Genomic DNA, 17,428 nt, shown 5'->3' on the forward strand with positions numbered 1-17,428 from the left:
GATGGTGTCGTTCATGATTTTCCGGGTGAAATGGATGCGTGAGGCCGCAGCACTCCGAGCTGCAGCGCGGCATTGGCCGTCTTCCGATGCCAGGGAATGCGCTTGAGCCACAGCAGCAGCGCATGCCAGTGAATGAGAAAAATGACGCGCAGGGTCAGCAGCGGATACTTCACCGCACACAGCAGCAGCGTGGCATCCGTGAGCCATCTGCGGCTGCCAGTGAGCGAGGTAAGCAGCACACGATCATCTTTCTGCCGGTCGTCGATGTGGATCTCCAGCTTTTCATCCGGGAGCCGCAACTTGAAATCAAAGTTCAGGTCCAGCGCAAAGAAGGGGGACACATAAAAGTGCTTGGGTGTGATGAGGCGGAAGCGCTGCGCATCCTCGACCGTCTTGAGAATGTAGGGCTTCTGCTCGTGGAAGGTGTTGGTCACTTCCGCCACGGCACACACCGGATTTCCGGCGGCATCGTAGGCGTAGTAGAAGCACACCGGATTGAAGATGTAGCCCAGCACTCGTGGAAAGGTGAGCAGGCGGATGCTGGCGATGCGCATGGTGTCCACGTCGTTCTCCGCCAGGTAGCGCAGGATGTTTGCCTTCACGCCCTGCGCGCCGAGATCGAGATGATCGCGGTCGAAAAGCGAGAAGAGATTGAATTGGTTGCGGCTGAAAAAGCGCAGCCTGCTGGAGAGGCTGTCGATCTCGTCGAGATCCAGCCAGAGGTAGAAAACATTGTAGCTGAACCGGTGCACCTTGGGCTGCAGCCGGTGGTGCATGACCTTGCATTCGTAGATGGCGGATGAGTCAGGCATCACCAGGGTTCCCTTCCGAGGAGATCGCGGCACAGGGCCACTGCCGAGCCAAAGGCGTCCTCGTGGAAGCCGTAGCGGAAGTAGCTGCCGCAGAAGTAGGTGCTTTGGTCCGGCGAGATGCGGTTGAGCTCGGGAAGCTGCTTCTGCGCGTCGATGGCGGCCAGATCAAAAAGCGGATGCTCGTAGTTGATGCGCTTGAGCACCTTCTCCGGCGCGATCTCATCCGCCGCATTGATGGCGACAAAGTAGTTCGTCTTGTCAGACACGCCCTGCAGGCTGTTCATCCAGTAATGCGTGCTCGGCTCGATGCCACCGTCCGCCCCCTCACGGATGCGGTAGTTCCACGAGGCCCAGCATTTTTTCGTGCGCGGCATGAAGCGCTCATCCGTGTGCAGCGTGGCGATGTTGGGCTGGTATTTGAAGCAGCCCAGCAGCGCGCTCTCGCGCTCGGTCGGCTGCGCCAGCATGCGCAGGGTCTGGTCGGCATGGCTGGCAAAGACGACCTTGTCAAAGGTCTCTGCGGCGCCATCGCGCGGGTAAACCTTCACGCCGTCGGCGCCCCGCTCCACACGCACCACCGGAGAGCCGAGACGAATGCGGTCCCGGAAGGGCACGGTGAGCTTCTTCACATACGAGCGTGCGCCATCCGTCACCGTCCACCACGGATGCTGCGTGTGCAGGCCCAGGAAGCCGTGGTTGTGCCAGAAGCGGATGAGCGTGAGCGCGGGGAATTCCAGCATCAGCTCCGGCGGCGTGGACCACACGGCGGAGCTCATGGGGATGATGTAGATGTTGAGGAAATCGGAGCCGTAGCCCCGCGCCTCCACATACTCGCGCAGCGTCATGCGTGCATAGCGTGCATCGTCCAGCGCGGCCACCGCCTCGGCATTGAAGCGGTTGATCTGCAGCATGAAGCGCCAGAACCGCGGCCTGATCAGATTGCGCCGCTGCCCAAAGAGGTGATTCAGCGAAGTTCCATTGTATTCAATGCCGCTCGGCAGATGCGCGACGCTGAAGGACATGGAGGTCGGCTTGGTGGCCACATCCAGCTCCTTGAAAAGACGTGTCAGCAGCGGGTAGGTCACGTGGTTGAAGACCATGAACCCCGTGTCCACCGGCAGCTCGCGTCCGTCTTCCCGCACCGTCACCGTATTGGTGTGGCCGCCCGCGTAGTCGTTCTGCTCAAAGATGGTGAGATCAAAATGCGGATGCAGAAAATGCGCACAGCCCAGGCCTGCGACCCCGGTGCCGACGATGGCAAGACGCGGACGGCTCATGCTGCTTTCCTCCCGGTTGAGAGTTTGAGCTGCTGCGCCTCACGATACACGCTGGCAGGCACCACCTTGAGGTCCCAGATCAGCCCGGTCCAGGACAGCAGCTTGAGCACATAGTAGGAGATGTCGATCTCCCACCAGAAGAAGCCCTGACGTGCGGCACCAGCGTAGCGGTGGTGGTTGTTGTGCCAGCCCTCCCCCAGAGTCAGCAGCGCGAGGAACAGGTTGTTGCGGCTGTCGTCATCCGTCTTGAAGCGACGGGAACCAAACACATGCGCCAGAGAGTTGATGAAAAAGGTGGCATGCAGCAGCAGCACCGTGCTGATGAAAAAACCCCACACCAACATCTGCGGTCCGTTGGTTCCCAGACCCGGCATGTGCTTCTCCATCCAGGCACCTGCATACCAGAGCAGAGCAGCATACAGTATCGGCACCAGCTGGTCGTGGCGGTTGAGAAACACCAGCTCGGGAAATTTCTCCAGATCCCGGATGCGGCTGTAGTCCGTGGGGAAGTTTTTGGGGCTCGTCAGCCAGCCGATGTGGGACCACAGAAAGCCGCGCATGCGGGGAGAGTGCACATCAGGCGTCTCATCCGAGTGCTGGTGATGGTGCCGGTGCACCGAGGCCCACCACAGCGCGCCGCGCTGGCAGGAGGTGTTTCCCAGCACCGCAAAGAGGAACTGCATCCAGCGCGAGGTGCGGTAGCTCCGGTGAGAGAAGTAGCGGTGATAAAACGCCGTGATGGCAAACATGCGCACGGCATACAGCAGCAGCGCCGCCACCAGCGCCGCCCAGCTGAAGCCCACCCACAGCACCGAGAGGCAGCCCAGATGCAGCACGATGAAAGGCACGCAGCGCCGCCAGTCGATCCCGTCCGCCAGCTTGTCATCGCCCTGCCAGCCTGGGGGCCGGAAGTCCGAATCAAACCACTGCCTGAGCATGATGATCAACTGCCAGGAGAAGCCGTGTTTTTGAGGTGAGTGCGCTGGGTCTGCGGATTTCACGCCTCCTTATGCGCTTGTGACCTTCTTCTGGATTCAAAAAAATGTTGGATGCGTGGTGAACGGCTTGTGCAGGAAGGGTCCGGAGTGCTATGTGGCGTCATGAACGACTCCATAGCTCCCGGAGCACGTGTGTTTCATACCACGCGGTGGAGCCTTGTTCTCGCCGCACAGCAGGGAGGAGACGACTCCAAAATGCGCAGGGCGATGTCAGCGCTCTGCCGCGACTATTGGTACCCTTTGTATGCCTTCGTCCGTCGCAGAGGCCACGCTCCCCATGACGCGCAGGACCTCACGCAGGCATTTTTTGCCTCCCTCCTGGAAACCCGCGCCACAGCCGCAGACCCGGCACGCGGAAAGTTCCGCTCCTACCTGCTCGGTGCCTTGAAGAATTTTCTCGCCAACGACTGGCACCGAGCACAGACACTGAAACGCGGCGGCGGGCAGAAGATGGTCGAGTGGGACGCGCTGGATGCCGAGGCCCGCTACGCCATTGAGCCCGCAGAACAATCCGACGCCGAAACCCTTTTCGACAAACGCTGGGCCATGGAGCTGCTGGCACGTGCCATGGAAAAGCTGCGGTCCGAGTTTGCCGCACGGAAAGATGTCGAAACTTTTGAAGCACTCAAAGGCACGCTCAGCGGGGCAGAAACCTCACGTGAAGCTCTCGCCAGGAAGCTCGGCATGACCGAAGGCGCGCTTAAGGTCGCCATCCACCGCCTGCGGCAGCAGTATCGCGAGGTGCTGCGCGCCGAGATCGCTGAAACGGTCGATTCGCCCTCAGATGTCGAGGACGAGATGCGGCATCTGGTGGCGGTGCTGCGTGCGGCCTGAACTTTTTTGTAACCTGGCTCAAGGCTGCTTTCAGGAACTCATGGAAACCAACTTCACCCCTCCATGAATACACCCCAAACCTGCCCCCAATGCGGAGCCAAGCTTCCCGCTGACGCCCCTGATTCCCTCTGCCCGGCATGTCTGATCAGCGGGGCCCTGCCATCTCCGGCCGACAGCAGCGGCACCCTCATTCTCGAAAAGCCAGTGCCCCGCACCCTGCCACAAGCTGGCGAAGTGTTCGGCGGATACCGCATCGAGCGCGAGCTGGGCCGCGGCGGCATGGGGGCCGTGTATGCGGCGGAGCATCTGGAAAGCGGACGCCGCGTGGCCTTGAAAGTGCTGAGTCATCAGCTCGACTCAGCAGACGCACGGGCGCGCTTCCTGCGCGAGGGGCGCCTTGCCGCCTCCATCAACCACCCGAACAGCGTCTACGTTTTCGGCACGGAGGAGATTGCGGACACTCCTGTCATTGCCATGGAACTCATCGCGGGCGGCACCCTGCAGGACCGCATTCAGCGCCATGGCCCCTTTCAGGTGGGCGCGGCGGTGGATGCCGTGCTGCAGATCATCGCCGGCCTGGAGGCCGCGCATTCCGTAGGCATTCTGCACCGAGACATCAAACCAGCGAACTGCTTTGAGGACATGGACGGCACAGTGAAGATCGGCGACTTCGGCCTTTCCATCTCCACCGCAGGCCGTGGCGATTCCATGCACACGATTGAAGGCACGTTTCTCGGCACGCCCGCGTTTTGTTCGCCGGAGCAGCTGCGCGGCGAGGAGCTGAACGTGCGCTCAGACATGTATTCCGTGGGGGTGACGTTGTTTTATCTCCTGACCGGCCGCACGCCGTTCGATGGAAAAAACATGGTGCAGCTGCTGGCAAACTCACTGGAAAAACCCGCGCCTTCCCCCGTGAAGTTCCGTGCTGACATTCCCCAGGGGCTCGCCCGCATCGTGCTGCGCTGTTTAAACAAACAGGCCACGGAGCGCTTCAGCAGCTACCATGAGCTGAGGCAGGCGCTGCAGCCTTTTTCTTCCATCGCCCCCACGCCTGCCACGCTGGGACTTCGTTTTGGTGCCGCGGTGATTGATCATCTCGTCCTGAGCGTGGCGAATTTCATGGTGCCGCTGTTCTTTTTGAACTCCCCCGCGGACATGCTCAATCCCGAGATCATTCGCTCTCCGGCTTTCCACTGGCTCATGGTGGGAATGTTTGTGCTGCGGCATCTGTATTTCGGCATCACGGAGGGACTCTGGGGCGCCTCCGTGGGCAAGGCGCTCGTGGGCCTGCGCGTCGCCACGCTAAACCGCAGCGCACCGGGCATTCCGCGCGCCTTCCTGCGCTCGGTGCTGCTGCAGGCGGTCCTCATCATTGAGTTGTTGCGCTTCGACATCCCTGACATCTCGCAGGTCACTGTTTGGAATTACGTGTGGCTTCTCGTCCAGATCCTGTTTTTCGTTCTGCTTTTCATCACCGCCCGGCGCCAGAACGGCTTCGCAGGGTTGCATGATCTGTGGACGGGCACACGGGTTATTCAAAAGGCCGCGTATCAGCCCCGTGCCAGCATGGCGCAAACCGATACGACCGTCCCCACCACGGAGGGCGCGCGCAAGATTGGTCCGTTTCATGTCATCGCCCCGCTGTCGGATGCGGTGGTCCTCGGTTATGACACACGCCTGCTGCGCCAGGTGTGGATCCGCCAGACGCCCGTCGGCACGCCTCCTGTGTCCCATGTATTGCGCAACGTGTCCCGCCCCGGCCGCCTCCGCTGGCTGCAGGGAGAGCGCAATGAAAACGAATCCTGGGATGCCTATGCAGCTTCACCAGGCTCGGCATTGACGCATCTCATCCGGCAGCCTCAGCCCTGGCGCGAGGTACGGCACTGGCTGCTGGATCTCGCCATCGAACTCGACGCCGCTGGCAGGACGAACTCGCTGCCGGAAGCGCTTATGCTGGACCGTGTCTGGATCACTTCCGAAGGCCGCGCCAAACTGCTCGACTTTACCGCGCCAGGTGAAACCGCCATGGCGGAGGCAGAGACGCCCGTCACTGCGCAGGCCTTTCTGCATCAAGTCGGCGCATCCGCACTCGAAGGCCGCATGGTCCCGGCGCAGGAAGCATCCGCACACCATGTCCGTGCACCTCTGCCACTGCCTGCACGTCGTGCGCTGCTCGGTCTGGAGGGCACGACAGATCTGCATACTGGAGCCGCGCAGTTGCAGCTTCTGACACAGCAGCCGGCGGAGGTTTCACACTGGCGTCGTTTCGCTCTGTTTTTTGGCACGCTGATGCCGTCTCTGTTTCTGAGCGCCTTCATGGCGTTCGGCATGTCATTCTACGAAGCCTGGGCGGCAAAGAATCCCGCCTTCTCCGCGATCCGCGGCTGCATGATGTCCTATGACGAAATGCTCAAGGGAATGAAGCAGCCCGGTCTGGAAAACATCCCGGTGACTGAAGCGCGCACGGCCATGGAGACTTACATCGGCGGAACCTATGGACCCATTGTTCGAGATCCAAAGCAGTGGGACTCGCCGATCGGGCGAAGCATCCTCCCGCTGCCGATGCGGGCAATGGTGGAAAAAATAGTGAAGGAGCATCCGCAGCCCTCGGAGGAGGAAATGCAGAGAGCCAGGGCGCTGCTGCAGCCCCTGCTGGACACCCGCGTCAAGGAGCGTGCAGAGGCCATTGGCATGGCTGGCAAAGTTCACAGCGTGGATTTCATGACGGCATCGGTGCTGTGCGTGTATCTCCTGCTTACCGCCTTCCTCAGCGTGTTCTGCGCGGCCGTGTTCCGCGGCGGACTGATGATGCGGCTGCTCGGGATTGCCGTGGTGACGAACGAAGGCATGGACGCCTCCCGCCTTCGCATGCTGTGGCGCAGCCTCATCGCGTGGTCGCCCATTTTGCTGACACCCTTGGTCATCATGTACCTCACACGTTTCATGCGGAACGCGGGCGCCTCGAGCATGGTGCAGGGCGTCGGCCTCAGCATCATGGTGATTCTTTTCGGTGTCCTGGCCGTCGCTGTCATTGCCACCCGCGGGCGCGGATTGCACGACCGCCTCGCGCGCACCTGGCTGGTCCCCCGCTAAGGGCGGGCTCGGCTTTCGCAAGCACGTCTCTCGGTCAATCCATCCCCTGAATCACCACACTGCGCAGGCGTTCCGCGCACAGTTCCGGCCGCATGCTGTTGATATATGTCCCGCTTCCAAGTTCAAACCCCGCCAGCTGGGAGATGCGCGAAACCACCGAAAGATACCAGTGGAAACAGCCCGACGTCACTTCTCCTACAGGAGCGGAGCGAATGGTGATGTTGTAGTCCGGTGCTCCTGCCGCAGCCTTCAGCCGGCGCAGCAGGCGGCTCAGCATGGCCGCCAGCTCATCAATGTCCGAATCGCTGATCTCATCAAAGGCCGACTGGTGCTTGCACGGAAAAATCCACGTGTGGTAGGGTGAGAGCGCGGCGTAGGGCATGAAGGCGACGAACGAGGTTCCGGCGTCAATGATCCTCTCCTGTGCCGCCAGTTCCTCCCGCAGCACCGTGCAGTACAGACAGCCTCCCTCGAGTTCATGAAACCGCCGCGCCTCCTGGAGGCGCATGCCCACCTGGGAAGAGAGCACCGGGGCGGCCATGATCTGTGAATGCGCGTGCTCCAGCGAGCTGCCCGCGCGCTGCCCCTGGTTTTTGAAAATGACAATGCTCTCCACCATCGGATGCCCGCGCAGCGCCCGGTAGCGCTCGCGGTACATGCGCAGCACCAGCACCAGATGCGCCGGGCCCATGTCACCAAGATCCAGATCATGGCGCGGATTCTCCACCACCACCTCATGCACACCCGCAGCGGCCATGGAGCGGAAGGTGCCCTGCTTCTGCCTCCGCAAATCATCCCCGGCATTGAAAACGGAATACTTGTTGGGAACCACCCGCACGAGCCAGGAGCCGTCCGGCGCATCCACCCGTGCGATCTCTCCCGGCGTCATGGTTTCGTTGCCCGTGCAAAAAGGGCAGTTGTCCCGGTGCACAGGCCGCGCCGGGTGGCTCTCGGCCTGATGATGAAAATCATCCGGCCTCAGCTCCCGCGCCGGCGACATGACCACCCAGTCCAGCGTGATGGGGTTGAAGCGCATTTCAGACATGGTGGTGGCGGGTCTTACTCTAACGCACAGGTTCTGTAAACTTGGCAGAAAAAAGCCGCGCAGGCTCCCCTGCGCGGCTCATGATTTTTTGATTCTTCGTGTAGCGAATTACTTCGCAGCCTTCTTCAGCGCATCAGCTTTGTTGGTCTGTTCCCAGGTGAGGTCGGGGTCGCCGATCTTGCCAAAGTGACCGTAGTTGGTGCTCTTGCCGTAGATCGGGCGCAGCAGGTTGAGCTGCTTCACGATGTCAGCAGGCTTGAAGGAGAAGACCTTCAGAACGGCGGCAAGGATCTTGTCGTCGCCGATCGTGCCGGTGCCAAAGGTGTCGATGTGCACGCTCACAGGCTCAGGATGGCCGATGGCATAGGCGAACTGCACTTCGCAGCGGGTGGCGAGGCCGGAGGCCACGACGTTCTTGGCGACCCAGCGGCCCATGTAGGCGGCGCTGCGGTCCACTTTGGACGGATCTTTGCCGGAGAAGGCACCACCGCCATGACGGCCCATGCCGCCGTAGCTGTCCACGATGATCTTGCGTCCGGTCAGGCCGCTGTCTCCCTGAGGACCGCCGACGACGAACTTGCCGGTCGGGTTGATGAGATATTCGGTGTCCTTGGTCAGCATTTCCTTCGGCAGCACCTTCTTGATGACCTGCTCGATGCAGAATTTTTCGATCTCGGCGTGGCTCACGTCCGCAGCATGCTGCGTGGAGATGACGACGTTCACGATGCGGGTGGGCTTGCCGTCCACGTATTCCACGGAGACCTGGCTCTTCGCGTCCGGGCGCAGCCACTTGGCCAGCTTGCCAGCCTTGCGGATGCGGGTCAGCTCACGGCCCAGACGGTGGGCGTACATGATCGGAGCAGGCATGAGCTCAGGCGTGTCATCGCAGGCAAAGCCAAACATGATGCCCTGGTCGCCAGCGCCCTGCTCGGCGGTCTTCTTGCCATCAGCTTCCGCGGCGTCCACGCCCTGGGCGATGTCCGGGCTCTGGATGGTGAGGTAGTTGTTGATGAAGAGCTTGTCGGCGTGGAACACGTCGTCGTCATTCACGTAGCCGATGCCACGAACGGCGTCACGGATGACCTTGCCGACGTTGATCACTTCGTCGATCGGCTTGGTGGTGCCAGCCTTCTTGTTCTGCAGCTTCGGGATGGTGATTTCACCACCGACGACGACGACATTGCTCTTCGCGAACGTTTCGCAGGCGACGCGGCTCTTGGGGTCGATCGCGAGGCAGGCGTCGAGGATGGCGTCAGAAATGGTGTCGCAAACTTTGTCAGGATGACCTTCGCCGACGGACTCGGACGAGAAGATGTAGCTACGGGACATGGTGGTGGGCGTGTGGGTTATATATGGACGAATCATGATTTGATGATGCGTCTTGGAAAGCCGGGAGAGTATTCCCCAAATCGGGGGCGTCAATGTGGAATTCAAGGTGGCGGCGGCACTCCCACTCCTGCACGCTGGTGGCTCCTATGAAACAATTCGCCGTCAGCCTCCTCCTCGGAGCCTGTTGTTTGAGCTTCGCGGCCACGCAGCCAGCGTTCGCTCCGAAGTCCATGGCCTACGTCCTCCAGGCGGACAAACTCGCCAGCACACGCGAAGCTGCGGTGCAAAAACTCGCCTCCAGTGACCGCGACCTCATCGTCATCGATGCCGCTTTCAACAGCGACGGCGACTGGACACCCGAGGAGATCGCAGCCATCCGCTCCGGCAAGGCCGGTCGCCGCGTGGTCGCCTATGTATCCGTTGGCGAAGCCGAAGACTACCGGCCCTACTGGCAGGAAACCTGGGATGCGAACAAAGACGGGCAGCCCGATGCCGCGGCCCCCAAATTCCTCAACACCGAAAACCCTGACTGGAAGGGCAACTACCGCGTGCGCTACTGGCAGCCTGCATGGCAGCAGCTCATGCTGCCTGCCGTGGACAAAGTGGCCACCCAGGGCTTCGACGGCATCTATCTCGACATCATTGATGCCTTTGAATTCTACGAATACGACCCCGCCACCAAGGACTGGCTTGATGACCGGCCCAATCCTGAAACCGGCAGGACCTATCGCGAGGACATGATCGCCTGGGTGGCCGCCATCGCCCAGCGTGCCCGGGAGAAACATCCGGGCTTTCTCGTCATCCCGCAGAACGCCTCCCAGCTTCTCGCCCACGCGGAATACCGTGAACTCATCAGCGCCATCGGCGTGGAGGATCTGTTCGTGACAGGCAGGAAATTGCGCAGCGAAAAGCAGTCCCGCTACGTGTTGAGCTTCCTCGAAAAGCTCAAACCGGACGGCAAACCCGTGCTCGTCATCGACTACCCGAAGTCCGCAGACATCCACGCCGCCGCCTTCGAGTCGGCCAAAAAGCACGACTTCACGCTCCTTCTCACCGACCGCCAGCTCACGACACTTGGCGAATCAAAATGAAACGATAAGCAATGCACACACCCACGTTTTGCCCTCATGCGCTGTCTCCTTTTTCTATTGCTCTGCATCCTCAGCTCCTCCGCTGCAGAAAAACCCCACATCATCTTCATCCTTGTCGATGACATGGGCTGGGGAGATCCCTCCTGCTTCGGCGGAAAAGTGCCCACACCGCACATGGACCGTCTGGCAAAAGAAGGCATGCAGTTCCGCCAGTTCTACGTGGCCTCTCCCATCTGCTCCGCTTCCCGCTGCGGCATCATCACGGGTCAGTTTCCCGCGCGGCAGCGAATCACCAGCTACCTGCAAACCAAGGCCGGCAATCGCGAATGCGAGCAGGCAGATTTTCTCAATCCCCAGGCCCCTTCCGTGCCACGCACCTTTAGAGCCGCAGGTTACGCCACGGCCCACATCGGCAAATGGCACCTCGGCGGCGGACGCGATGTGACAGATGCTCCCAAGTTCGCCGCTTATGGCTACGACCACGGCCTCGGCACTTATGAAAGCCCGGAGCCTGCCGCGCCACTCGGCCTGAAAACAACTCCTTGGGAACTCAAACGCGAACCCCAGCAGGTGGAGCGCCACGACCGCACGCGCTGGATGGTGGACGAAACCCTGAAGTTTATCCGCGCGCACGACAGCCAGCCCTGCTTCGTCAATTTATGGCTGGATGATGTCCACACTCCCTATCGTCCCATCGAAGGCAAAGACGAACGCGACTTGCCCGCGAAATACCACGACGTGCTGGTCGAAACCGACCGCCAGATCGGCCGCCTCATCGACGCCCTGCCTGTCAGTTCTCTCGTCATTCTCTGCGGTGACAACGGCCCCGAACCCACGCTCGACCACACCCGCACTAAGGGCCTGCGCGGCATGAAATGGAGCCTCTATGAAGGCGGCATCCGCACTCCGCTCATCGTCCGCTGGCCCGGCGTGGTGCCCGCAGGCGCAGTGAATGAAACCACCGTCCTTAGCAGCGTCGACTTTATGCCCACCCTCTGCGCCTTGGTACAAATCAAAGCCCCAGACGCCCCGCAGGACGGCGAAGACATGAGCGCTGCCCTCCGCGGTGAAAAGACCGCCCGCCACAAGCCCCTCCTCTGGGAGTACGGCCGCAAACCCGGCGAGGCAGGCAAGGTGAAAGGCGGCTTCCCCTACCCCAAAGAACCGAATTCCAAATCCCCCAATGTCGCCATCCGAGACGGCGCTTGGAAACTCCTCGTCAATGCCGACGGCACCCAGACCGAACTCTACCACCTCGGCAAGGATCCCGGCGAAACCACCAACCTCGCCGACACTGAAAGAGACACTGCCGAGCGCCTCAAGAAAGCCGCCCTGGACTGGCGCGCAGCGTTGCCGTGATGGCCGCCCCAAGATTCGCCCGGATTTTGCGTGCTGTTGGTGAATCCATCCCCTTATGCTCCGGCCATGAAGGCGCGTCATCTCCTCCTCATCCTGGCGGTTTGTCTGCCGGCCAGCGCTTCCGCGCAGCTTCCTGACGAAGCACTGCAATGCTTCCAGTGGTTTTCCGCTCTCGGCTACCCAGACGTCAAAGAGGCCCGGTGGGCGGAAATCTGGACGGGCAGCTGGTCCGGGGAAGAGAATACGCCAAAGGCTCATACCATCGTGGGCTTCGTCACAAAAGAATCGGAAACAGAGTTCTCTGCGGTGAAGACCGATCTCACCAGCAGAACCTGGAGAAAGTCGAAGCCCAACGCACCCGCCCACGAACGCGCAGGGTTCGAAGAACGCCCCTTCCTGCCAATGATCGAGCTGCAGCTGGCGTCACTGCGCTATCCACCCAAGGACGGGATTCGCCGCTTTGGAGCCAGGCTGGGACAGAAAGCGGAAACTTTCTTCCTGGCCTATGTCTGCTGGCAGAGAGGCGAGCACGATCTGGCAGCCCAGCTTTACAAGGAGGCACAGAAGCTGGCAGCCAGCCCTTCTGACACTCGCGAACCCGGCCCCATGCAGGAGGATTTGGAGATCGAGCTGTCCCACGCCGCCATGTGGGATGCCGTGCTGCGCTGCGGAGGTGGAGGACTGAACACGAGTCTCTGGGGCGGCTCCCCGTCAGGGCATCTGGAATCCCGCGCCTCGCTGCTGGAAGCGTTCCGCCGCATCCTGCGAGTGTTCCCTCACAGCAAGCACGCCGAGCGGGCCAAACAATCGGCCGCCATGCTGGAGCGCATGGTCAAAGAGGATGAGAAGCACCCTGCGCTTACCCAGGAGCAGATCGACCAGCTGCCCCAGGACAAACGCATTGCCGAACTGGTCTGGATGCTGCGTGATCAGTGTGGGCATCAAATGAGCCAGCCTGGCTGGTGTGATGTCTTCAGCATGGACGAAAAGGGGAAATCGCCCGCGCACCAGCTTCTCGCCATCGGCTACCCTGCCGCACCCGCTCTCATTGAAGCGCTCACAGACAACCGCTTTTCGCGCTCCGTGGGCTTTCATCGCGACTTCTATTTCTCACACACCATTCTGACGGTGGGCGACTGCGCCCAGCAGATCCTTAGCCGCATGTCGGGGCAGAAATTCTACTCTCGTCACTCGACCTCCGGCTACATGTCCGATGAGGAGAAGATGCTGGACGTGCAGAAAGCCGCCCGCAAATGGTGGGCGGAATATCAGCAGAAGGGAAAGAAGCAGATGCTGGTGGACTCCATTGCCGCCGGCGAAACACTGCCAGACACGCTCGTCCGGCAGTTGCAGGCGGAAGCTCCCGATGCAGTGACCGAGGCCGTGCTGCGTGGCGCTGACAAAGCGCAGACGCCGTGGATGCAGCGGCAGTTCATCCATCAGCTCGGCTTGCTCAAAAGCCCCGCAGTCACTGCGATGCTGCTCAAATTCATGCAGAAGAACCCAGATCAGGAAGTGCGCCTCGAGGCTGCGGCACGCTTGCTGAATCAGGATCATCCCAAAGCGCTGCCTGCCCTGCTGCACGAGTGGGACATTCTGCCAGCAGGGGACTCGAATGCGCGAAATGGCGCCTACGAGACGCTGGTGGAACTGCTCCTCGCCACGGGTGAAGTACAGGCCCTGCGCAAGATCGTGGACGGCTGGGACAACCGCCCGGTGCATGAGCGCTTTGAGGTCATCCTCAAAATGGGCGAATGGCTGAAGCCACGCTCCCATGACTATTATTTTTCTGCCGTCAAACTGCGCCCCGTCTCTCCCGAAGTAAAGGCCGCCGCCATCGCGCTGCTGGTGCATGCGCTCGAAGACCGGCAGACCCGCGATGGCTATGGCGGCGGCATGGGAGATTTCCGCTTCAACAACCCTCCGGTCTGCGATTTCGCTTTGTGGGCGCTGCACGAGGTGGACGGCCAGAAGTTCGCTTTCACCCCCAAAGCAGACCGCCGTCAGCGCGATGCGGAGCGAATCGCCGCAGCAAATGTGTGGCGGCAGGAGCATCAGCAGCCGCTTCTGCCACCCCCACCTTCTCCCGGAGTTCCCTTGGCCGAAAAGGACGCTCTGAAAATTGTCACCGTGCACATCGAGCCAGCCAAGGGCTTTGAAGACACTCCTCTGGTCAAACAGGCCCTGGCGCTGCGAGGCACCCATTTCGGCCCAAAAACGATCTCCAGCCTCCTGCTCAGCTTTGCGAGCGAACCCATCCGAGCCGCATCCGGCCTGCGCATCGAGGCCCTTCGCGAAGGCGACCTCACCGGCGTGGAACTTCATTTGCGCATTGATCCAGGGACATATCCCACGGACGAAAACAAAGGCTGGAACACCATGCATAACGGTCAGTTCGGCAGCCAGCGGCTTGGTTCGTCCAGCGGTTCCGGACCTCTCTCTTTTGCCAGAAAGGCCGCTGTTTGGGAATCATTCGAGGGCGAAATCACCACAGGTCTAAAACTGCCCCCAACCACCGGCTTCTCCCTCTGTGCTGGCTTGAAAGCCTCCCGCTAACCCCTGGCAGCCCAGCCCTGAAAACCGCTGCTTTGCGCCGGCGCGCCGCACTCCCGTGAAATTTCCCCTCGCCAGAGGAAAAAATGCCACTAGGATGCGCGCCCCCTTCCCCCAACCATGTCCGAACCCAAGAACATCCTCCGCCTGGGCCTGCCCAAAGGCAGCTTGCAGGAGCCAACGCTTGAACTGTTCAAGCGCGCAGGGTTCAACATCGTCGTCTCCTCCCGTTCCTACCGCCCTTCCGTGGATGATTCCGAGCTGGAACTCCGCCTGCTGCGCGCCCAGGAGATCGGCCGTTATGTTGACCATGGCTTCCTGGACTGCGGCATCACCGGCCGGGACTGGATCGTGGAAAACGGCGCGGACGTCGAGGTCATCACCGACCTGCGTTACAGCAAGGCCACCTCCTGGCCCACCCGCTGGGTGCTCGTGGTGCCAAACGACTCCCCGGTCCAGACCGTCAAGGACCTGCAGGGCAAGCGCATCGCCACCGAGGCCGTAGAGATGACGAAGAAATACCTCGCCAAGCACGGTGTGGAGGCCGAGGTCGAATTCAGCTGGGGCGCCACGGAAGTGAAGGTCCCCGAAATGGTGGATGCCATCGTGGACATCACCGAAACCGGCTCGTCCCTGCGCGCGAACAAGCTGCGCATCGTGGACACGCTGATGGAAAGCTATCCCCAGTTTGTCTCCAGCAAACCTGCCGCCCGTGATGAATGGAAACGGCAGAAGATGGAGACACTCGTGCTGCTGCTCAAAGGGGCGCTCGAGGCCCGCCACAAGGTCGGTCTCAAAATGAACGTCCCCGCGAAACAGCTGCAGGAGGTGGTCGCTTGCCTTCCAGCCCAGCGCTCACCCACCGTCTCCACACTCGCCAGCCAGGAATGGGTGGCCGTGGAGACTGTCATCGATGAAGCCACCGTGCGGGTCATCATCCCGCAGCTGAAATCACTGGGGGCAGAGGGTATCGTGGAATACCCGCTCAACAAAGTCGTCCACTAGATCAACGCCAACAAACAGGAGAACACGAACATGGGATCGCTCAAAAAGCGGAGAAAAACGAAGATCAACAAGCACAAGCGCAAGAAGCGCATGCGCGCGAACCGTCACAAGAAGCGTTTGCGCTACAAGTCGTAACCGCTAGCCTCTCCGGCATGGCTCCTCTCCGCAGTGCGATTCGATGGTATCGGGACGCAGGGTGCCTTGTCATGCTCGGGTTTCGCTCGGTTGGCAGGGCTCTGCGGCCCTGCCTGCTGGCTTGTCTCGCCGCTTTTCAGGCTTCTCTTCTTTCGAGTCATGCTGCCACGGTGGCGGACTTGTCGTTGGGACCCAGGGCGGCGGACTCTTCCGACCTGCAGCTTTCCTCAGGAGCGGCTACCAGAGCCGACGTTCTGGCCCATTTCAGCGCCGCGCTTCAGTTTGAATCCTCCGGGAAACTGCGGCAGGCGCTGGACCATTATCTGGCTGTTTTCAAAGCAGATCCCACCAATGCGGATCTGGCATCCCACACTGCCGTGCTCGCCATGCAGTTCCAGGGGCGTGCCGCTGCAATGAAAATTCTTGAGGATGCCGTGCAGGCCAATCCCAAGGTGCCCGCGCCACTGCTCAATCTCGCTCGCTTCGCCAGCACCTACCCGCCGGCGGACCTGTTCGAAAAAGACGAGGTGCCAGCCAGGGCCATCGCCGAGGCGCTGAGCAAATTTCCCGGCCACGCCGAGGTCTATGAGATGGCCGTCATGCTTCATCTCACCCACAATGAGCGGGACAAGGCCATCGAGGTCATGACGCAGGCAGCCAATCAAAACAGCCGCGATCCCCAGTACTGGCTGGCCACCGGGCGCACTGCCGAGCGCGTCTGGCCCCTCGGTCAGGCCGAGTTCGGCATGGAATATCGCCAGCGCGTGGCCCCGTTTTTTGAAAACGCGCTCAAGGCTGCCACCAAGTCCGATGCTGAGCAGGTCACCCTGGAGGTCGCACGCCAGTACCTTCTGACCAACGACCCCGAGCGGGCGCGCCAGCTTTGCGAAAAATTGTCAGCGGAATACAGCAGCCTCGAAGCCCGCAAGCTGCTCTACCGCCTCTACGTAGCCGCGGATCAGAAAGAAAAGGCCCTCGCCACGCTGGAGCAGATCGTCAAGCAGGCTCCTGAGGATGCCGACCAGCAGCGCCTGCTCGCCGGTGAGTATGACAAGCTCAAGCAGCCGGAGAACGCCATCCCTCATCTCCAGGCGGCCATTCGATCCGGCGGCGGCGAAATCGGCGACTACGTGAAGCTCGGCTGGGAGCTCTACCAGACCAAGAAGTTTGATGAAATGGTGCGCGTCGGCCAGCGCAGCGTGCGTCTCTTCCCAGATCACCCGCTCGTTCACTATCAGCTCGCCATTGCCCACCGTGAACGTGAAGAATGGGCGCCCTCCGTGAAGCATTTCGCCGAGGCCGAGCACTACGCCGGCTCCACCCAGAGCGAACTGCTGGACTACCATTTTTACTACCAGTTCGGCATCACTCTGGAACGCCTGTCCCGCCTTGAAGACGCTTCACGCATGCTGGAAAAATCCATCACCCTGACGCCTCGTGAGGAGGCCAGGTCTGCCGCCAACACCATGAACTTTCTCGGTTACATGTGGCTGGACGCCGGCACGCATCTCGACAAGGCAGGCGAACTCATTTCCAAGGCCAACGAACTGCTGCCCGACCAGCCCGCCTACATCGACAGCCTCGGCTGGTTTCATTACAAAAAGGGCAACTACCCCGGTGCACTCAAGGAACTGCAGCGTGCCGAGACCCTCATGCAGCCCATCACTCCGGAAGACGCCGAAATCCTCGAACACATCGGCCTCACGCATCAGGCCCTGGGAGACAAAGCCAAGGCGCTCGACTATCTCGAACGCGCCCAGGCGCTCAAGACCCCGGACGAAAAAGCCCGCAAGCGCATCGACGACGAACTTCGTAAGCTGAAAAACGGCAGCCCCGACACCGAGAAGAAATAAATAAGTGAGGGGATGCGGGCCCTCTTGCCCGCAACTCCCCGGCC

General features: G+C 61.1%; 13 protein-coding genes. 8 read left to right on the forward strand and 5 right to left on the reverse strand.

Going from position 1 to position 17,428, the window contains the following annotated elements; translation table 11 throughout:
- Positions 1–11 precede the first annotated feature (11 nt).
- Genes ACILSO_RS31010 through ACILSO_RS31020 form a run of 3 tightly spaced genes read right to left on the reverse strand, consistent with a single transcriptional unit; the run spans position 12 to position 3,027 of the window.
- Complete coding sequence (locus ACILSO_RS31010; RefSeq protein WP_395741380.1) at positions 12–812, reverse strand: DUF1365 domain-containing protein; 801 nt, start codon at positions 810–812, stop codon at positions 12–14.
- Positions 812–2,089: an NAD(P)/FAD-dependent oxidoreductase gene (locus tag ACILSO_RS31015; protein ID WP_395741381.1), complete on the reverse strand. Its 1,278-nt coding sequence runs from the start codon at positions 2,087–2,089 to the stop codon at positions 812–814. The genes ACILSO_RS31010 and ACILSO_RS31015 overlap by 1 nt, the downstream gene beginning before the upstream one ends.
- Positions 2,086–3,027 (reverse strand): acyl-CoA desaturase, encoded by a 942-nt coding sequence (locus ACILSO_RS31020; protein ID WP_395741416.1) that lies wholly within the window; start codon positions 3,025–3,027, stop codon positions 2,086–2,088. Before ACILSO_RS31020 ends, ACILSO_RS31015 begins: the two co-directional genes overlap by 4 nt.
- A 162-nt stretch (positions 3,028–3,189) precedes the next feature.
- Between ACILSO_RS31020 and ACILSO_RS31025 the strand changes: the two genes are divergently transcribed.
- Both ACILSO_RS31025 and ACILSO_RS31030 read left to right on the forward strand, forming a co-directional pair.
- A complete protein-coding gene (locus ACILSO_RS31025; RefSeq protein WP_395741382.1) occupies positions 3,190–3,921 on the forward strand; it encodes an RNA polymerase sigma factor in 732 nt (243 codons plus the stop codon).
- A 63-nt stretch (positions 3,922–3,984) separates the two neighbouring features.
- Positions 3,985–7,014, forward strand: coding sequence for a protein kinase domain-containing protein (locus tag ACILSO_RS31030; RefSeq protein WP_395741383.1), 3,030 nt, complete (start codon positions 3,985–3,987; stop codon positions 7,012–7,014).
- Positions 7,015–7,048: 34 nt separating this feature from the next.
- On the opposite strand, the gene galT is transcribed toward ACILSO_RS31030, so the two are convergent.
- Together galT and metK are read right to left on the reverse strand one after the other, a co-directional pair.
- On the reverse strand, positions 7,049–8,059 hold the full coding sequence (gene galT / locus ACILSO_RS31035) for a galactose-1-phosphate uridylyltransferase (protein ID WP_395741384.1): 1,011 nt from the start codon (positions 8,057–8,059) through the stop codon (positions 7,049–7,051).
- Between the two features lie 108 nt (positions 8,060–8,167).
- A complete protein-coding gene (gene metK / locus ACILSO_RS31040; protein WP_395741417.1) occupies positions 8,168–9,388 on the reverse strand; it encodes a methionine adenosyltransferase in 1,221 nt (406 codons plus the stop codon).
- 146 nt (positions 9,389–9,534) lie between these two features.
- Between metK and ACILSO_RS31045 the strand changes: the two genes are divergently transcribed.
- The 6 genes from ACILSO_RS31045 to ACILSO_RS31070 all read left to right on the forward strand — a co-directional run bounded on the left by ACILSO_RS31045 (position 9,535) and on the right by ACILSO_RS31070 (position 17,384).
- Positions 9,535–10,479: an MJ1477/TM1410 family putative glycoside hydrolase gene (locus ACILSO_RS31045; protein ID WP_395741385.1), complete on the forward strand. Its 945-nt coding sequence runs from the start codon at positions 9,535–9,537 to the stop codon at positions 10,477–10,479.
- 36 nt (positions 10,480–10,515) lie between these two features.
- Positions 10,516–11,838, forward strand: coding sequence for a sulfatase-like hydrolase/transferase (locus ACILSO_RS31050; protein ID WP_395741386.1), 1,323 nt, complete (start codon positions 10,516–10,518; stop codon positions 11,836–11,838).
- A 66-nt stretch (positions 11,839–11,904) separates the two neighbouring features.
- The gene (locus tag ACILSO_RS31055; RefSeq protein ID WP_395741387.1) at positions 11,905–14,394 is read left to right on the forward strand and encodes a HEAT repeat domain-containing protein; all 2,490 of its coding nucleotides are present in this window, start codon (positions 11,905–11,907) and stop codon (positions 14,392–14,394) included.
- A 117-nt stretch (positions 14,395–14,511) separates the two neighbouring features.
- Positions 14,512–15,396 carry an ATP phosphoribosyltransferase gene (hisG, locus tag ACILSO_RS31060; RefSeq protein ID WP_395741388.1) on the forward strand — a complete coding sequence of 295 codons (885 nt, stop codon included), beginning with the start codon at positions 14,512–14,514 and terminating at the stop codon, positions 15,394–15,396.
- A gap of 30 nt (positions 15,397–15,426) precedes the next feature.
- The gene (locus tag ACILSO_RS31065) at positions 15,427–15,531 is read left to right on the forward strand and encodes an AURKAIP1/COX24 domain-containing protein (protein ID WP_133796641.1); all 105 of its coding nucleotides are present in this window, start codon (positions 15,427–15,429) and stop codon (positions 15,529–15,531) included.
- Positions 15,532–15,548: 17 nt separating this feature from the next.
- A complete protein-coding gene (locus ACILSO_RS31070) occupies positions 15,549–17,384 on the forward strand; it encodes a tetratricopeptide repeat protein (RefSeq protein ID WP_395741389.1) in 1,836 nt (611 codons plus the stop codon).
- The last annotated feature ends 44 nt before the right edge of the window (positions 17,385–17,428 follow it).

Origin of the sequence: Prosthecobacter sp., from assembly GCF_044226605.1 — a bacterium.
Lineage (GTDB): Bacteria > Verrucomicrobiota > Verrucomicrobiia > Verrucomicrobiales > Verrucomicrobiaceae > Prosthecobacter.

Bases quoted from the DNA above. Each gene is read 5' to 3' on its own strand.
- ACILSO_RS31010 (WP_395741380.1), bottom strand. From the start codon at position 812: ATGCCTGACTCATCCGCCATCTACGAATGCAAGGTCATGCACCACCGG.
- ACILSO_RS31015 (WP_395741381.1), bottom strand. From the start codon at position 2,089: ATGAGCCGTCCGCGTCTTGCCATCGTCGGCACCGGGGTCGCAGGCCTG.
- ACILSO_RS31020 (WP_395741416.1), bottom strand. From the start codon at position 3,027: ATGCTCAGGCAGTGGTTTGATTCGGACTTCCGGCCCCCAGGCTGGCAG.
- ACILSO_RS31025 (WP_395741382.1), top strand. From the start codon at position 3,190: ATGAACGACTCCATAGCTCCCGGAGCACGTGTGTTTCATACCACGCGG.
- ACILSO_RS31030 (WP_395741383.1), top strand. From the start codon at position 3,985: ATGAATACACCCCAAACCTGCCCCCAATGCGGAGCCAAGCTTCCCGCT.
- galT (WP_395741384.1), bottom strand. From the start codon at position 8,059: ATGTCTGAAATGCGCTTCAACCCCATCACGCTGGACTGGGTGGTCATG.
- metK (WP_395741417.1), bottom strand. From the start codon at position 9,388: ATGTCCCGTAGCTACATCTTCTCGTCCGAGTCCGTCGGCGAAGGTCAT.
- ACILSO_RS31045 (WP_395741385.1), top strand. From the start codon at position 9,535: ATGAAACAATTCGCCGTCAGCCTCCTCCTCGGAGCCTGTTGTTTGAGC.
- ACILSO_RS31050 (WP_395741386.1), top strand. From the start codon at position 10,516: ATGCGCTGTCTCCTTTTTCTATTGCTCTGCATCCTCAGCTCCTCCGCT.
- ACILSO_RS31055 (WP_395741387.1), top strand. From the start codon at position 11,905: ATGAAGGCGCGTCATCTCCTCCTCATCCTGGCGGTTTGTCTGCCGGCC.
- hisG (WP_395741388.1), top strand. From the start codon at position 14,512: ATGTCCGAACCCAAGAACATCCTCCGCCTGGGCCTGCCCAAAGGCAGC.
- ACILSO_RS31065 (WP_133796641.1), top strand. From the start codon at position 15,427: ATGGGATCGCTCAAAAAGCGGAGAAAAACGAAGATCAACAAGCACAAG.
- ACILSO_RS31070 (WP_395741389.1), top strand. From the start codon at position 15,549: ATGGCTCCTCTCCGCAGTGCGATTCGATGGTATCGGGACGCAGGGTGC.